This window comes from Ruegeria sp. HKCCD7251, from assembly GCF_013031165.1.
In the GTDB taxonomy this organism is placed as follows: Bacteria; Pseudomonadota; Alphaproteobacteria; order Rhodobacterales; family Rhodobacteraceae; genus Ruegeria.
On the sequence record NZ_WPZC01000001.1, the window covers coordinates 847506 to 862647 of the forward strand.

The 15142-nt window shown below is 55.7% G+C and carries 17 protein-coding genes; 7 read left to right on the top strand and 10 right to left on the bottom strand.

All coding sequences use genetic code 11. The features are described 5' to 3' along the window. Nucleotides 1-17: 17 nt before the first annotated feature. From GOX75_RS20305 to GOX75_RS04160, 5 genes are all read right to left on the bottom strand, one after another. Nucleotides 18-407: a hypothetical protein gene (locus GOX75_RS20305; RefSeq protein ID WP_254428760.1), complete on the bottom strand. Its 390-nt coding sequence runs from the start codon at nt 405-407 to the stop codon at nt 18-20. 94 nt (nt 408-501) lie between these two features. Continuing rightward, nucleotides 502-1374 (bottom strand): 3-hydroxyisobutyrate dehydrogenase, encoded by an 873-nt coding sequence (gene mmsB, locus GOX75_RS04145; protein WP_171121323.1) that lies wholly within the window; start codon nt 1372-1374, stop codon nt 502-504. A 3-nt stretch (nt 1375-1377) separates the two neighbouring features. Next, complete coding sequence (locus GOX75_RS04150; RefSeq protein ID WP_171121324.1) at nt 1378-2418, bottom strand: enoyl-CoA hydratase/isomerase family protein; 1041 nt, start codon at nt 2416-2418, stop codon at nt 1378-1380. Nucleotides 2419-2425: 7 nt separating this feature from the next. Beyond that, nucleotides 2426-3568, bottom strand: coding sequence for an acyl-CoA dehydrogenase family protein (locus tag GOX75_RS04155; RefSeq protein ID WP_171121325.1), 1143 nt, complete (start codon nt 3566-3568; stop codon nt 2426-2428). A gap of 128 nt (nt 3569-3696) precedes the next feature. Next, nucleotides 3697-4812: a carboxylate-amine ligase gene (locus tag GOX75_RS04160; protein ID WP_171121326.1), complete on the bottom strand. Its 1116-nt coding sequence runs from the start codon at nt 4810-4812 to the stop codon at nt 3697-3699. Between the two features lie 141 nt (nt 4813-4953). Between GOX75_RS04160 and GOX75_RS04165 the strand changes: the two genes are divergently transcribed. Further along, nucleotides 4954-5805: a class I SAM-dependent methyltransferase gene (locus GOX75_RS04165; protein ID WP_171121327.1), complete on the top strand. Its 852-nt coding sequence runs from the start codon at nt 4954-4956 to the stop codon at nt 5803-5805. A gap of 71 nt (nt 5806-5876) precedes the next feature. Continuing rightward, a complete protein-coding gene (locus GOX75_RS04170; RefSeq protein ID WP_171121328.1) occupies nt 5877-6353 on the top strand; it encodes a fasciclin domain-containing protein in 477 nt (158 codons plus the stop codon). Between the two features lie 48 nt (nt 6354-6401). On the opposite strand, the gene GOX75_RS04175 is transcribed toward GOX75_RS04170, so the two are convergent. Further along, complete coding sequence (locus GOX75_RS04175) at nt 6402-6986, bottom strand: L,D-transpeptidase (RefSeq protein ID WP_171121705.1); 585 nt, start codon at nt 6984-6986, stop codon at nt 6402-6404. Between the two features lie 201 nt (nt 6987-7187). Continuing rightward, a complete protein-coding gene (locus GOX75_RS04180; protein ID WP_171121329.1) occupies nt 7188-8687 on the bottom strand; it encodes a CoA-acylating methylmalonate-semialdehyde dehydrogenase in 1500 nt (499 codons plus the stop codon). 104 nt (nt 8688-8791) lie between these two features. Here GOX75_RS04180 and GOX75_RS04185 point away from each other — a divergent pair, with 104 nt between their 5' ends. The 3 genes from GOX75_RS04185 to coaD all read left to right on the top strand — a co-directional run bounded on the left by GOX75_RS04185 (nt 8792) and on the right by coaD (nt 10768). Continuing rightward, a complete protein-coding gene (locus tag GOX75_RS04185) occupies nt 8792-9694 on the top strand; it encodes a LysR family transcriptional regulator (protein ID WP_171121330.1) in 903 nt (300 codons plus the stop codon). Between the two features lie 60 nt (nt 9695-9754). Beyond that, nucleotides 9755-10192, top strand: coding sequence for a CBS domain-containing protein (locus GOX75_RS04190; protein WP_171121331.1), 438 nt, complete (start codon nt 9755-9757; stop codon nt 10190-10192). An 84-nt stretch (nt 10193-10276) separates the two neighbouring features. Continuing rightward, nucleotides 10277-10768, top strand: a complete 492-nt coding sequence (gene coaD, locus GOX75_RS04195) for a pantetheine-phosphate adenylyltransferase (RefSeq protein ID WP_171121332.1) — start codon at nt 10277-10279, stop codon at nt 10766-10768. On the opposite strand, the gene gap (GOX75_RS04200) is transcribed toward coaD, so the two are convergent. The 3 genes from gap (GOX75_RS04200) to gap (GOX75_RS04210) all read right to left on the bottom strand — a co-directional run bounded on the left by gap (GOX75_RS04200) (nt 10760) and on the right by gap (GOX75_RS04210) (nt 13063). Next, complete coding sequence (gene gap, locus GOX75_RS04200) at nt 10760-11764, bottom strand: type I glyceraldehyde-3-phosphate dehydrogenase (RefSeq protein WP_171121333.1); 1005 nt, start codon at nt 11762-11764, stop codon at nt 10760-10762. The genes coaD and gap (GOX75_RS04200) overlap by 9 nt on opposite strands. A gap of 82 nt (nt 11765-11846) precedes the next feature. After that, the gene (locus GOX75_RS04205) at nt 11847-11990 is read right to left on the bottom strand and encodes a hypothetical protein (RefSeq protein ID WP_171121334.1); all 144 of its coding nucleotides are present in this window, start codon (nt 11988-11990) and stop codon (nt 11847-11849) included. A gap of 71 nt (nt 11991-12061) precedes the next feature. Continuing rightward, a complete protein-coding gene (gene gap, locus GOX75_RS04210) occupies nt 12062-13063 on the bottom strand; it encodes a type I glyceraldehyde-3-phosphate dehydrogenase (RefSeq protein ID WP_171121335.1) in 1002 nt (333 codons plus the stop codon). Nucleotides 13064-13245: 182 nt separating this feature from the next. Between gap (GOX75_RS04210) and GOX75_RS04215 the strand changes: the two genes are divergently transcribed. Then, entirely contained in the window at nt 13246-14217 is a 972-nt protein-coding gene (locus GOX75_RS04215) for a DUF808 domain-containing protein (RefSeq protein WP_171121336.1), read from the top strand. Between the two features lie 85 nt (nt 14218-14302). Further along, nucleotides 14303-15103: a thioesterase family protein gene (locus GOX75_RS04220; protein WP_171121337.1), complete on the top strand. Its 801-nt coding sequence runs from the start codon at nt 14303-14305 to the stop codon at nt 15101-15103. The last annotated feature ends 39 nt before the right edge of the window (nt 15104-15142 follow it).

Consider the following 15142-nt stretch of genomic DNA (forward strand, 5'->3'; position numbering starts at 1 on the left):
GTGGTGATAACCGACGGTCAGTACAGAATGTCCGCCACCGCCCCGATCAGGTTCAGAACCTTTCGCGTTTCCGGATCAACGCGGTAAACGTAGTCTCCGGCGCGGATATACGATCCGCCACGATTCAGGCCATAGCGGTACGGATCATTAATCCAACGGTAGTCGCGATCAATGTAGTCACCTGTTCGGTAGTATTTTTTCGCTTGCCCGGGCGGCACACACGGCACGGCTTTCTTCGCAAGCCCCGGAGGGCAATGGCCTGCTTTGCCCTTTGCAAGCGCCACCGGGGAATTCGGGACGCGAAATACTTTGTCGTTTGCCCGAATGTTGTCATTGGCCGCGAATACAGCCGTTGAGCTGCACGCGATAGCCGATGTCAGGAAAAGAACCTTAAAATGCCGCAGCATCTGTGTCACCTATGCTCGATTTCTCTGCCACATAGTTGGCCCTTGGCAACTTTCAGGTCAACCCGATGGGCAATAAGCTGCCAAGGGTGATCCGTTATTCCCGCCCCCGCTTTTCGAAGCGAGGCAGCATGGCCGAGAAATCCTTGCCCAAACCATCTTCGACCTCAACAAAACGTTCGTACAGTGAAGTTGCGGCTTGTCCCATCGGCGTGTCAGCATCCGAACTTTCGGCGGCCTGTTGGCTAAGGCGCAAATCTTTCAACATAAGCTCTGCCGCGAAGCCGGGTTGGTAGTCATTGTCTGCAGGGCTGGCTGGACCTACACCCGGAGCTGGACAATAGGCGTTCATTGTCCAGCTATATCCAGACGAGGTGCTGACCACATCGAACATCTTTTGTCGGTCCAGCCCCAGCTTGTCAGCCAGGGCGAATGCTTCGCATGTTGCGATCATGGTGACGCCAAGGATCATGTTGTTGCAGATCTTCGCTGCTTGCCCGGCGCCGGACTCGCCGCAATGGACTGCTTTTTGGCCCATGATGTCAAACAATGGCGCGGCTTTTGCAAAGGCTGCATCACTGCCGCCCGCCATGAACGTCAAGGTTCCTGCAGCGGCCCCGCCAATACCGCCCGAGACCGGGGCGTCAACGGCCAAGATTCCGGCCTTGGCAGCCTGTGATGCGACGGCGCGGGCGCTGTCTACGTCGACGGTTGAACAATCAATCCAAACCGATCCTTCGGACATGGATGGAATGATGTCTTCGGCGACGGCACGCAGGATTTGACCGTTGGGCAGCATCGTAATCACGATTTCAGCGCCCGAAGCCGCGTCCGCGCTGGAACTGGCCATCTCGACACCCGGAACGCTTACATTCGCGGTATCGAACCCGGTTACGGCATGACCAGCTTTCGCCAAATTGGCCGCCATCGGATTTCCCATATTCCCAAGACCAATAAATCCGATTTTCATCCGTTACTCCTCTTCGAATGTCAGGGTGTCCGCACCGAGCGGCCGAAGCATGTTCGATACCTCCACAGCCGGAACAATTTGATCCTTATGGCGCCAGCGCGGCTTGCGGTCTTTATCGATGATCTGGGCGCGAATACCTTCCAGAAAATCACCGCTCTCCATTGCGCGGAAGGTAAAGCGATATTCATGCTCCAATGCTTTGCGGATCGACAGGTTTGAACTACGCAAGCGGTGCAGCATTTCAATGGTACAAGCCATCGACAAAGGTGAGCTACGTTTCATCATCTTCAGGGCGTTTGCTGAAAACTCATCCTCTGAATGGTGTAGAGTGTTCAGAATATCGGCCAGGCCTTCACCTCCGAAGCCAGTGTCGATCTCAGCTTGAGCGATGGTCAAGCTACTGTCAGGTGGTGTCTGCGCATGGTTGGCAAGATGTTCAACGTCGCCGGACGCTTCCAAAAGCTGTATGATGTCGGGCCATTGGGACGAAGGGATGAAAGTATCCGCGAACCCCGCATAAATTGCGTCGCCGGGCCCCATGCGGTAGCCGGTCGTTCCCAGATATTCGCCCAGACGACCCGGTGCCAACGCCAACATAAGCGAGCTTCCAACGTCAGGGATCAGACCGATGCCGCATTCAGGCAACGCGATCTGGCTGGATTCGCAAACAATTCTGTGGCTGCCGTGGCATCCAATTCCGACCCCGCCACCCATCGTGAAACCTTGTAGACAGCTGACAACTGGCTTCGGGTATTCAAAGATCAGCGCGTTAAGCCGGTATTCATCCTGCCAGAACGTTCGTCCATAGTCGAAATCGCCCTTTGTGCCTGTTTCATACAGTTCGGCAATATCGCCACCTGCACAGAATGCCTTTTCCCCCACCGCATCCAAAATGACTAAATCGACGGCGTCATCCTCGCGCCAATTTCGCATCGCTGCGTCAATAGCCATGCACATGTCGTAGCTGAGCGCATTAAGCGCCTGCGGCCGGGTCAAAGTAATGCGTCCAGCGCGGCCTTCGGTACGGATTTCGATGTCTGACATTCGGACCTCAGCGTTGGGCCAGCATTTGACGCGAAACGATGACGCGCATGATCTCGTTTGTGCCTTCCAGAATCTGATGAACACGCAGGTCGCGGACAAGCTTTTCGATCCCGTAGTCAGCAAGATAGCCATAACCGCCATGAAGCTGCAGACATTGGTCCACGACTTTTGACCCGGTTTCTGTCACGAATTTCTTCGCCATGGCGCAGAATTTTGTCGCGTCGGGCGCGCCTTGGTCCAGCTTCCACGCGGCCTGACGCAGGAAGGTGCGGGCGGCTTGCAGTTCAATCTCCATATCGGCAAGACGGAACTGTAGGGCCTGAAACTGATCAATAGATTGCCCAAAGGCTTTGCGCTCGGACATATATTGCAAGGTCATGTTCAACCCGGTCTGTGCTGCGCCCAGAGAACATGAGGCAATGTTAAGGCGCCCACCATCCAGCCCCATCATGGCATATTTGAACCCGTCACCTTCGGCACCGACAAGGTTCCCAGCCGGAATCTTGCAATCGTCAAACTGAACCTGCGCGGTGGGTTGGCTTTTCCATCCCATCTTTTGTTCCAGCGCACCAAAGCTAAGGCCGGGCGTTCCGTCTTCGACGTAAACGGTCGAAATGCCCTTTGGTCCGTCTTCGCCCGTGCGAACCATGCAAACATAAGCATCGGAATAGCCACCACCCGAGATGAAAGCTTTGGTTCCGTTCAGAGTGTAGCCTTCGTTCGTACGCGCCGCCCGGGTCTTAAGCGCCGCGGCGTCCGAGCCCGAACCCGGTTCTGTCAGGCAATAGCTGAGTACGGTGTTCAGGCTTAGAACCTCTGGCATGATGCGCGACTTCAACTCATCGCTGGCAAAGCTGTCCAGCATCTTGGCGCACATGTTGTGGATCGACAAAAAGGCCGCGACTGAGGGGCAGGCCATGGACAGTGCTTCGAACACCAAGGTGGCGTCCAATCGGCTGAGGCCCGATCCACCACCGTCTTCTGAAACATATAGCGCTCCGAACCCCAGTTCGCCGATCCGGGGCCACAGGTCCTTGGGGATCGTTCCGTCGACCTCCCACTGGCGCGCGTAAGGGGCGATGTTTTCCTGGCCAAAATCATAGGCCATATCGAAGATCGCTGTTTGCTCTTCGGTCATTGCGAAATCCATGGCTTGCCTCCCACGCCGTCGGATGAATTGAACAAGTGTTTATTTCCGAATTCTTACAGAAATTTTTCACGGTCAGCAATTCCCCAGCGGGGTACCGGCGGTTCGGGATTAAGCCGTCGAATTCCTAGTCAGAGATCCGCGTGGTATTCCTCGATCAGGTGTTTGACGACGGCCTTTCCGGGATCTTCGTCCCGGGCTGTAGCTTCGGCGTAAACACGGCGTTGGCGGGTGGCCGATGTCCCGTTCTGGGCGATTTGCTGAAGGCGGGCCAGTTCGGTCATGGTCCCCAAGGCCTCGGCGTCTTCGGCAAGCAATCCCATCAGCTCCCCCATGAGTTCGGGCATCGGTTTGACGGAACGATCGCCAAAATCTATCATCCCCTCACCAACGCCGTAACGCTGCGCGCGCCATCGGTTTTCTCCAATGAGAAAACGGTCGTATTGACGCCACCGCAGGTTACGATCCTTTAATCGGCACAGCATACGCGTCAGGGCTTGCACCATCGCGGCCAGGGACAAGGCGTGTTCCAAGCGTGGCTGAACGTCCATTATCCGGGTCTCGAGCGTTGGAAAACGATGGGACGGTCGCAAGTCCCACCAGATTTTCGAGGTGTCTTCGATGACACCCAGCTCGACCAGTATCCCGGTCGTCCGTTCATAATCCGCCCAGCTTGCCAGCACTGGTGGAAGACCCGTGCGGGGTAGGTTATCGAAAACGGTCAGGCGATAGGACGACAGGCCGGTATCCTCGCCGTTCCAATAGGGCGAGGACGTGGACAGGGCCAAAAGGTGCGGCAGAAAGTATGACAACTGAGGCATCAGGTCGGCCCGCAAAGCCGGGTCCTCGACGCCGACATGGACATGCATCCCACAGATGAGCATACGGCGCGCGACACCGCCCAGCGCGTGGTGCAGGGCATCATACCGATCTTTTCGTGTGTGATGCTGTTTCTTCCAATCCGCAAAAGGATGACAAGACACCGCAATGGGCGCCAGATTGTAGTCTGCGGCACGGCTTGCGACGCAGCTACGCAGCCGCTTTAGGTCTTCTCGGGCTGAACCGATCGTTGTGTGGGGGCGGGTGCCGACCTCAATTTGACATTGCAGGAATTCCGGGCTGACTTGCCCTTCAAAATCCGCCTGACACGCTTCCATAAGGGCTTCGGGTGCTTCGGCAAGTTCAAGACTGTCACGGTCAACCAGCAGATATTCTTCCTCGATGCCCAGTGTGAATTCCTGCTGCATGGCGGCCCTCATGGTTGATTATCGGACCAGTGAATACGGAATTTGGATTTTTGCCAAGTGTTTACCCGCGCGGTGCTTGCGGACTGCCTGTCTCCAAATGTAAGGACAGGATCAAATGAAATCCAAACCCGGAGTCTTCGATTGAAACCCAGGAAATTCCCTCGGCTGAATACGGTGCTTGACCAGCTTGGAGTAAAACTGATCGACAAGGTGACAGAGCGCGAGGAGCGCGCCCGTCTTGAGGCGTTTGAACGGGCAGGGGGGCTGACCCGCCCGGCCTATGCGCTTTCTCCTGGGATGGATAGGTTCGACATCACGCAGTTGGCCGACGAATATCGCCAGCACGCAGCCGCACTGGACGCCTTGAAAGACCCCGCGCACAATCAGACTGGGTATCGCGTTGGAAACGGATATTACGACAGCCCAGACGCAGACGCGCTGTATCTGATGATCCGCAGGTTTCAGCCCAAACGGGTGATCGAGGTCGGGTGCGGAAATTCGACACGCGTTACGCGTCAGGCGATCATTGACGCAGGGCTGGACACGCAGATAACCGCGATCGACCCGTTTCCGCGTGCAGACATCGCGCACGTGGTGGATCAGTTCGAGCAAAAACGGCTGGAAGATGTCGATCCATCGGTATTCGATCAGCTTGAATCCGGTGACGTATTGTTCATCGACTCCAGCCATGTTGTCCGCATGAGCAACGACGTCGCGCATTTGTTCTGTCGGAGCATTCCGAACCTGAAACCCGGCGTCGTCATCCACGTGCACGATGTTTTTCTGCCTTACGAATATCCCAAGCGTTTCTTCTATGATTGTCCGGGTTGGGGCGAACAGTATATGCTGCACGCCTTGTTGCAATCTGGCGCCTTTTCAATGCTTTGGCCGGGATATTACCTGCAACAGGATCGTCCGGATGCGATGGAAGCCCTGCCTTTCCTTAAGGACGGTCGGGCGCAAAGTATTTGGGTGCAGATAAAAGAAAATTGACCTCATTGTGATCCGGCTTCCGCAAAGGCGCGTACCCCTTTCCATACAACGCTGGAGAGGAGTTAACAGCCATGTTCCGCCGCACATTCATGGGCGCAGCCGCCGCAATCGCACTGACACTGCCAGTAAAGGCTCAGGCCGCTGACATCGTGGACACCGCAGTTTCTGCCGGGTCATTCAATACGCTGGTCGCAGCCGTTCAAGCCGCCGGTCTCGTCGACACGCTGAAAGGGAACGGACCTTACACAGTTTTCGCGCCGACCGACGAAGCGTTTGCCGCTCTGCCCGAAGGCACCGTGGAAACTTTGCTACTGCCTGAAAACAAGGATCAACTTGTCGAGATTCTGACTTACCATGTTGTTCCCGCCAAGGTGATGTCGGGTGATATTGCCGGGAAGCGCGCCAAGGTTCTGACCGTTCAGGGCGATCGTTTGAGCGTGAATGCCAAGAACGGCGTCAAAGTGAATGGTGCAGAGGTCGTACAAGCCGACATCAAAGCAAGCAACGGCGTCATTCATGTTGTGGACGCGGTGATCCTGCCTGAGTAATCACTCATCAGAAAAAAAGCCCCGGTCCTTGTGACCGGGGCTTTTTTGTCAGATCAGTCGAACTTGGGTTCCGACTTTAACCAGAGGATACAACTCCTCAACATGCTGGTTATACAGACCGATACACCCAGACGAACTTTGGCGTCCGATCTTACGCGTGTCGTGTGTTCCGTGAACCAGATACGCCGGCCAGCCCAAATACATCGCGCGGGTGCCCAATGGATTACCGGGGTCTCCGCCCTCCATTCTAACGGGCAACGAGGGATCGCGTTCGCGCATTGACGCGGTTGGTGTCCAACTTGGGTTTTCTCGCTTGCGTACCACTTCGGTATATCCGCGCTTGGTCAGTTCTTCGCTCATGGGAACGGAACTTGGGTACAGTTTATAGGTTCCATCCGGACCCCAGTAGTGGACCGCGCGGCTGGTAATATCGGCCAGCAGACACCCAACCCCCAACTGGTCAAAGTGATCCTGCCAGTTCTGTTGCGAGAACGAGGATACATTGCGGCGTACAGGCAACTGTGTGCTGATCGCATCTTCTGTTTGCGGGAATGCATCCGTGCTTTGCGCGCGCACCAAAGCAGGTGTTGCCAGCAAGGACGCTGCACCCAACAAAGCTGTGCGGCGGGTCATACGGGGGTTTGACAATGTTGCCTCCGGATCAGGAACTGCTCGAACAAATTTGAGGTAAAATATTGCTGCCGGCACGGATTTGCCAGTGGTGTCAGTTTGAACTTATCGTGAGTTCGCCAAAAACTTGGATTTCGGCAGAGCTTTGCCGAAAAAACCCGGCCAATACAGGCCGGGTTTGGTGTTCATGGGGGACGCTTTTAATCAGTCCATGGCTTTGAAGTTAAACTCGCCACCTTCCTTGATGCCCGAGGGCCAGCGGGCCGTAACGGTCTTGGTGCGGGTATAGAACTTAAAACTGTCAGGGCCGTGCTGGTTCAGGTCACCGAACATGGACTTCTTCCAGCCGCCAAAGGTGTGATAGGCCAGCGGAACAGGGATCGGTACATTGACGCCGACCATGCCGATATTCACGCGGCTTGAAAAGTCGCGTGCGGTGTCACCATCACGGGTAAAGATCGCGGTGCCGTTGCCGTATTCATGGTCCATCGCCAGCTTCAGCGCTTCCTCATAAGAACCGGCGCGGACGGTGGACAGGACAGGACCGAAGATCTCCTGCTTGTAGATATCCATCTCAGGCGTCACGTGGTCGAACAGGTGAGGACCGACAAAGAAACCGTCCTCATAGCCTTGCAGGCTGAAATCGCGATTATCGACGACCAGTTTTGCACCCTGTTCCACGCCCGAGTTGATCAGGCCCAAAATGCGTTCTTTCGCGGCGGCTGTAACAACGGGGCCCATGTCCACGTCATCACCTGCAGTATAGGGGCCAACTTTGAGTTTTTCGATGCGCGGGATCAGCTTTTCGATCAACGCGTCGGCTGCTTCTTCCCCAACGGGAACCGCAACCGAAATCGCCATGCAGCGTTCGCCTGCTGCGCCGAAACCCGCACCGACCAGCGCATCGGCTGCCTGATCCATGTCTGCATCCGGCATCACGATCATGTGGTTCTTGGCACCGCCAAAGCACTGAGCACGTTTGCCGTTCGCCGTGGCGCGGGAATAGATGTACTGTGCAATCGGGGTCGAGCCCACGAAAGACACGCCCTGAATAATTTCGCTGTCCAGCAGGGTATCGACGGCCTCTTTATCGCCATTCACGACCTGAAAGACGCCTTTGGGCAGACCTGCCTCGATGAACAGTTCGGCCAGCATCAGCGGAACCGAGGGGTCACGTTCGGACGGTTTCAAAACGACAGCGTTACCACAGGCCAAAGCAGGGCCCACATGCCATAGAGGCATCATCGCCGGGAAGTTGAACGGCATGATCGAGGCCACAACACCCAACGGTTGACGCATCGAATACATGTCGATGCCCGGACCCGCGCTGTCCGTGAACTCACCCTTCAACATCTGAGGCGCGCCGATGCAGTACTCGATCACTTCCAGCCCGCGTTGAAGGTCACCCTTGGCGTCCGGGATGGTTTTGCCGTGTTCACGGCTGAGTGCCTCAGCCAGTTTGTCCATATCGCGGTTCATCAGATGAACCATTGCCATCATAACACGCGCGCGTTTCTGAGGGTTTGTCGCGCCCCAAGCAGGTTGCGCCGCCGCCGCACTTTCGATCGCAGCGGTGGTTTCAGCAGCGCTTGCCATGGGGCATTTGTACTGAACTTCGCCTGTTGCCGGATTGAACACATCGTCGAAGCGACCAGACGTGCCAGCGACATTCTCGCCATTGATAAAGTGGGACAGTTCGGACATTTCCATTTCCTCCGATAGATTTGCGGGCAGAATAGGCTTGCATAAATCGCGTGAACAGAGGCAATCTCCCAAAGGTGCTTTGCAAAAATGCAATGGAATAAAACGTGACGCCAAACTGGGATGATATGCGTGTATTTCTTGCGGTTGCCCGCGAGGAAAGCCTGTCGGCGGCTGGACGTTTGCTCAAAATTGATCCCGCTACGGTCGGGCGCAGGATCGGGCGGCTTGAAATGTCACTGGACACATCGCTTTTTTCAAAGTCCCCGCAGGGATATTTGCTGACCACCGCCGGTGAGCGCCTTCTGGAATACGGGCTGAAGGCGGAAGAGGCCATGCGTGCTGCGTCTGGTGCGTTGGCTGGATCGTCCAAGACGATGAGCGGCCAAATTCGGATCGGGGCACCTGATGGATGCGCCAATTATCTTTTGCCGCAGGTTTGCGCGAAGATCTGCGAAGCCAATCCTGAACTGGATATACAAATCCTGGCCTTACCGCGCGTCATAAACCTGTCACGCCGCGAAGCGGACATGGCGGTGACGGTAAGCGCGCCGACAGCGGGGAAGTTGCTGGTTCAGAAAATCACGGATTATAGGTTACATCTGGTTGCAACGCAGGATTACCTGCACGCTCACCCCACAATCAACTCAGTCGAGGCTTTGAGTGGGCACAGGCTGATCGGTTACATCCCGGACATGATCTTTGATCGCGAACTGGATTATCTGGTCGATATCGGTGTTGACCGTGTCGCGCTTGCATCGAATTCGGTTTCGGTTCAACTGAGGCAAGTCTCGCTGGGCTCAGGTATTTGCATGGCGCATGACTTTACCCTGCCGTTCCATCCATGTTTGCAGAAAATACTGACGGATCAGGTAAGTCTGACCCGAAGTTTTCACCTTGTCCGCCATCAGGGAGACCAACGAAATGAACGATTGAACCGTTTTGCGCAGGCCCTGACGCTTGGTATTCGCGAAGAGGTTGAGCGGCTTGAGGCCGAAGCTTCACCTTGACAGGTTTAGACATTCCGGCAACGCTTTGTAAAACAGGAAGTTATTTCGGAGGTTATCTATATGCTTGTACAGACCATTCTGAAATCCAAGGCCACCGAGGGGGTCGTTACTGTTACCCCCGATATTACCGTGTCCGAGGCTTCGAAAATACTAGCGGAAAAACGGATTGGTACGGTCGTGGTGTCTGTGGATGGTGGGGAAACAGCATCCGGTATCCTTTCCGAACGTGACATCGTGCGGGAATTGGCCGCAAGTGGCAGTGGCTGTCTGAATCGGTCCGTCAGTGCCTATATGACGAGTGATCTGGAAACCGCAACGCGGCAGGACAGTGTGCAAGATGTTCTTCAACGCATGACGACCGGCCGCTTTCGCCACATGCCGGTTGTGGAAGACGGACAGTTGATTGGAATTGTCACTCTGGGCGATGTCGTCAAAGCGCAATTGTCAGAACTTGCAATGGAAAAGGAAGCGCTGGAAACGATGATCATGGGGCATTAATCACCCCTCAAACCTTACTTCCTATTGCACCTGCGGCAGAGTTATGTTTGCTTGCGCAGAAATTTTGTTGCGCAGGAGGCCGCGATGAGGGTTGGATTGTATCCCGGAACTTTTGATCCGATCACTTTGGGTCATATCGACATCATTCGCCGCGCTTCCGCGCTTGTCGACAAGCTGGTGATTGGCGTCGCAATTAATCGGGACAAAGGCCCCTTGTTCACCCTGGAAGAACGCGTCGCCATGATCGAGGCGGAATGCGCACTTCTGACGGAGCAAACGGGTACTGAAATCATCGCACATCCCTTTGAAAACCTTCTGATCGACTGCGCCCGCGATGTCGGCGCGCAGATTATCGTGCGTGGTTTGCGCGCGGTTGCCGACTTTGAGTATGAATTTCAAATGGTTGGCATGAATCGCGCGTTGGATAATTCGGTGGAAACCGTTTTCCTGATGGCCGAAGCACGCCACCAGGCGATCGCGTCGAAACTGGTTAAAGAAATCGCCCGGCTGGGCGGGGACGTATCGAAATTCGTCACACCCCGCGTCAATACAGCATTGAAAGCGCGCTTAGGATAACGCACCCATCGCCGCTGCGGTATCCAGCATCCGGTTCGAGAATCCCCATTCATTGTCATACCAGGCCAACACCCGGACCAGAGTACCGTCGGTGACCTTTGTCTCGGGCAGCGACACGGTTGAGCTGTGGGAATCGTGGTTAAAATCGACGGAGATAAGCGGGCGTTGTTCGGCCGCCAATACGCCGGGGATTTTAGCCGCCGCTTCGACAAACAAGGCATTGACCTCGTCTTCTGTGGTCGCGCGCGAGACCTCGGCCACCAGATCAACGACCGAGACATTCGGCGTCGGCACGCGGATGGCTTGACCGGTCAGTTTGCCCTGCAACTGCGGCAATACAAGACCAACGGCGGATGCAGCACCGGTTGTTGTCGGGATCATCGACAGAGCCGCCGCGCGTGATAGATAGGGGTCCTTGCCCGCGGAATCGTGCACCGGCTGACTGGCGGTATAGGCATGAACCGTCGTCATGTTGCCATGGACAATGCCAAGGCCCGCATCCAAAGCGGCAGCGACTGGTGACAGGCAGTTTGTGGTGCACGAGGCGTTTGAAACGATGGTGTCCTGCGCCGTCAGTTCGTGGTCGTTTACGCCGAATACGACTGTTTTAACGCCACCGTCTCCACGTGCCGGGGCCGAGATCAGAACCTTTTTCGACCCGTTCTCCAGATGGCGGGCGGCTGCCTCGCGCGTGCGGAATACGCCGGTACATTCCAGGACAACGTCCACATCGGACCAGTCAAGAGTCTCAGGGTCCCGCTCGCTGGTCAGTCGGATAGGGCCTGCACCGACATCCATACCGGCATCCGACAGGGTCACGGGTTTGGAATAGCGGCCATGGACACTGTCAAACTCGAACAGATGCGCATTCATTTCCGGTTTTGCCAGATCGTTGATGGCGACGATTTCAACATCGGTCCGGCCATTTTCCGTAACAGCCCGCAACACGTTGCGTCCGATGCGTCCAAATCCATTTATTGCCAGTTTGAGTGTCATGGTTTGCTCCGTCCGTGTATCGGCCATGTTCTAGTTAGCGCTAACAACGTCAGAACGACGAAAAAGTCAAGCAAAACCTCTGTCATCGCCAGAAGGCGATCCAATCCAGAAAGGCATAGAATTTCTTGCCGAGGAACACGAAATGCTCGGGTCCGAACAGGGCAATGTCCAGAAAAGCGCCGCCCAGAAGCAATAGACCCAGCCAGATTGCGATTTGATTGGTCATTTGGGCCCCGAACGAAAACACCCGCCCAGATAACCTGAGCGGGTAAATATGTTCAAGATTTCAACGACGTCTTAGTTAAGACGCCCCATCGCAACAGCGACATCGGCCATACGCACCGAGAAGGCCCATTCGTTGTCGTACCACGCCAGCACACGGACCATGCGGTCATTGACGACGCGAGTCTGGTCCGGCGCGAAGATCGAGCTTTCTTCGGTATGGTTGAAGTCGGTCGAAACCAGCGGCGCGGGCTCATAGCCCAGCACGCGCTGCATATGACCTTGCGAGGCTTCGCGGACGATGGCGTTCACTTCGTCCACGCTTACGTCACGCGCCGCGCGGAAGGTCAGGTCTACGGCAGAAACATTCGGCGTCGGAACACGGATGGCCGATCCATCCAGACGCCCCTTTAAGTTCGGCAGCACTTCACCCAGCGCCTTGGCCGCGCCTGTCGAGGTCGGGATCATCGACATAGCAGCGGCACGGGCGCGGTACAGGTCGCTGTGGCGACGGTCTAGTGTGGGCTGGTCGCCGGTATAGGCGTGGATCGTGGTCATAATGCCATGCTCGATCCCGATGCCTTCGTCCAGAACCTTGGCAAGCGGGGCAAGGCAGTTCGTGGTGCAAGAACCATTCGAGACCATCTTGTCTTCTGCAGCCAGGTTGTTGTGGTTCACGCCATACACGATGGTTTTGTCGACATTCTTGCCAGGCGCGGACAACAGAACCTTTTGCGCGCCGCGCTCAAGGTGAGTCTTTGCCTTCAGGCCGTCGTTGAACTTGCCGGTACATTCAAGAACGACGTCGCAGCCTTCCCAGTCCAGTTCGTTCATATCGTAGGTCGAGAACATCTGCATCGGACCACGGCCCAAATCCATCGTATTGCCGTTGATGGCAACATCACGAGGGAACCGGCCATGGACGCTGTCGTACTTCAGCAGGTGCGCAGTGGTTTCCAGCGGGCCGGTCGCGTTGACCTTGATCACTTCGATGTCGTTGCGGGCCGATGCCGCGATATGCGACAGGGTGCAGCGGCCGATACGGCCAAAACCATTGATGCCGACCTTGATGGTCATCTGACGTCTCCAAAATGCGCTTGCGTTGCAGGCGATATAGCGGCCCGAACGCGTTCCCAAAAGAGTAAAAGTGACATATTCTGAACGTGTTAGCGCAAACCTCGACCGGTATCGCTAACGCTTGCGCTAGCCGTGGGATCGGGTAGGGTCGGATTGCGGCAGGTGACTGGAAAGGAAGCAGCATGAGCGGTCTTTTGGCATTGTTGGATGACGTGGCGGGGATCGCAAAGGTTGCGGCGGCGTCAGTTGACGATGTGGTTGCTGCAGCGGGCAAGGCCGGGGCAAAAACTGCAGGCGTGATAATCGACGACGCGGCAGTTACCCCCAAATACGTTCAGGGTTTTGCTCCGGCCCGAGAGCTGCCGATTATATGGCGCATTGCGCGCGGTTCGGTGTTCAACAAGGTTGTTTTGTTGTTGCCCGTCGCCTTGTTGCTAGCGAATTTCGCGCCTTGGATGATCACGCCCTTGTTGATGTTGGGGGGGTCTTATTTGTGTTTTGAAGGGGCGGAGAAGATTTTCCACGTCCTTTTTCCGCACGGCAGCCATATCATCAAAGAGGATATGGCCATCCGCGAACCGGGCCAGCTTGAAGAGCAAAAGGTCAAAGGGGCGATAAAGACAGACTTTATCCTGTCCGCCGAGATCATGACCATTGCGTTAGCCGCAGTTGAGGCCCCGAACCTTTGGATGCAGGCGGCTACTCTGGCCGTTGTGGGTGTCGGTGTCACGGTTGCGGTATATGGCTCGGTGGCGCTGATCGTAAAGATGGATGATATCGGGCTGTACATGGCACAGAACGCGTTCACCCCGATCGGGCGCGGGTTCGGTCGTGGGTTGGTCAAGGCGATGCCCATTGTCATGAAGGTTCTGTCCGTTGTCGGCACGGCTGCAATGTTGTGGGTCGGCGGGTCAATCCTCATTCATGGCATGGAAGAACTGGGCTTTGGCTGGTTGGGCCACCACATTCACGACTGGGCTTATGCGCTGGGGCATACCGTGTCCGAGCAATGGACCGGTGCGGTGGAGTGGATATCCAAGGCCGCGATGGATGGTGTGTTTGGTCTTGCCTACGGGCTAGTGCTGATTCCAATTGCAACCAAGATTATCGCGCCATTGATGGCTATGTTTTCGGGGCCAGACAAACAGCATTGAATACTCTGTTTTGACGTCGGGTCGTTATAGCCGGAAGCTATACGGCAGTTAAGTTGTGGGCTGAATTGCAAGAATCGGAAACCAAATGTCGTCTCACACTTTAGCCGAGGTTCTTGAGAGCCGTATGCCGGAAGGCGATGATCTTAGATATCCCGTGCCATCCGAGTGGATGCAGGGTCGGACAACCTTTGGCGGCTTTTCCTCGGCGCTTATGTTAGATGCGGTTCGCACTAAGCATCAGGATTTACCGTCCTTGCGCTCGGCCCTGGTGAATTTCACCGCTCCTATTGGAACCTCGCCGACGATCGGCACCGAGGTTCTAAGGCAGGGACGGAATGTGACTATCATCAATGCCCGTGCTGAGATCGACGGGAAGGTCGCGGCGATGGCGACTTTTTCCTTTGGTTATCCTCAGGATAGCCACGTAGCGTTCGAATGCCCGGCAAATTCAGCAGAGGAACCCGAAAACACGGGGTATTATTTTCCGCCAGATTTACCCAAGCCGCCCATACCGTTTCTGCAAAATTTTGATGTTAGGCTGATCGACGGTGCTTTGCCTTTCTCAGGTGCTGAGAAAGGGTACATGCGCCTTTGGGCACGGCATAAAGATCCGTGCATGTGGGACCGGATGGAAGGGTTGATCTCGGTTGCTGATCTGCCGCCGCCTGCAATCTATCCAGCGCTCAAAAAGCCGGGTCCAAACTCATCGATGAACTGGATTTTCAATGTGTTGGCCGAAGAGATCAGGACGCGAGAAGGCTGGTGGTTGCTGGAACATCAACTGACTGCGGGGCGAAACGGTTATAGCTCTCAAGTCATGCGGGTCTGGAACACCGACGGTGACCTTGTTGTAGACGGGATGCAGTCAGTTATCATCTTTGTTTAACAAAAAAGCCCCGGCGCAGGCCGGGGCTTTTGACGTTAT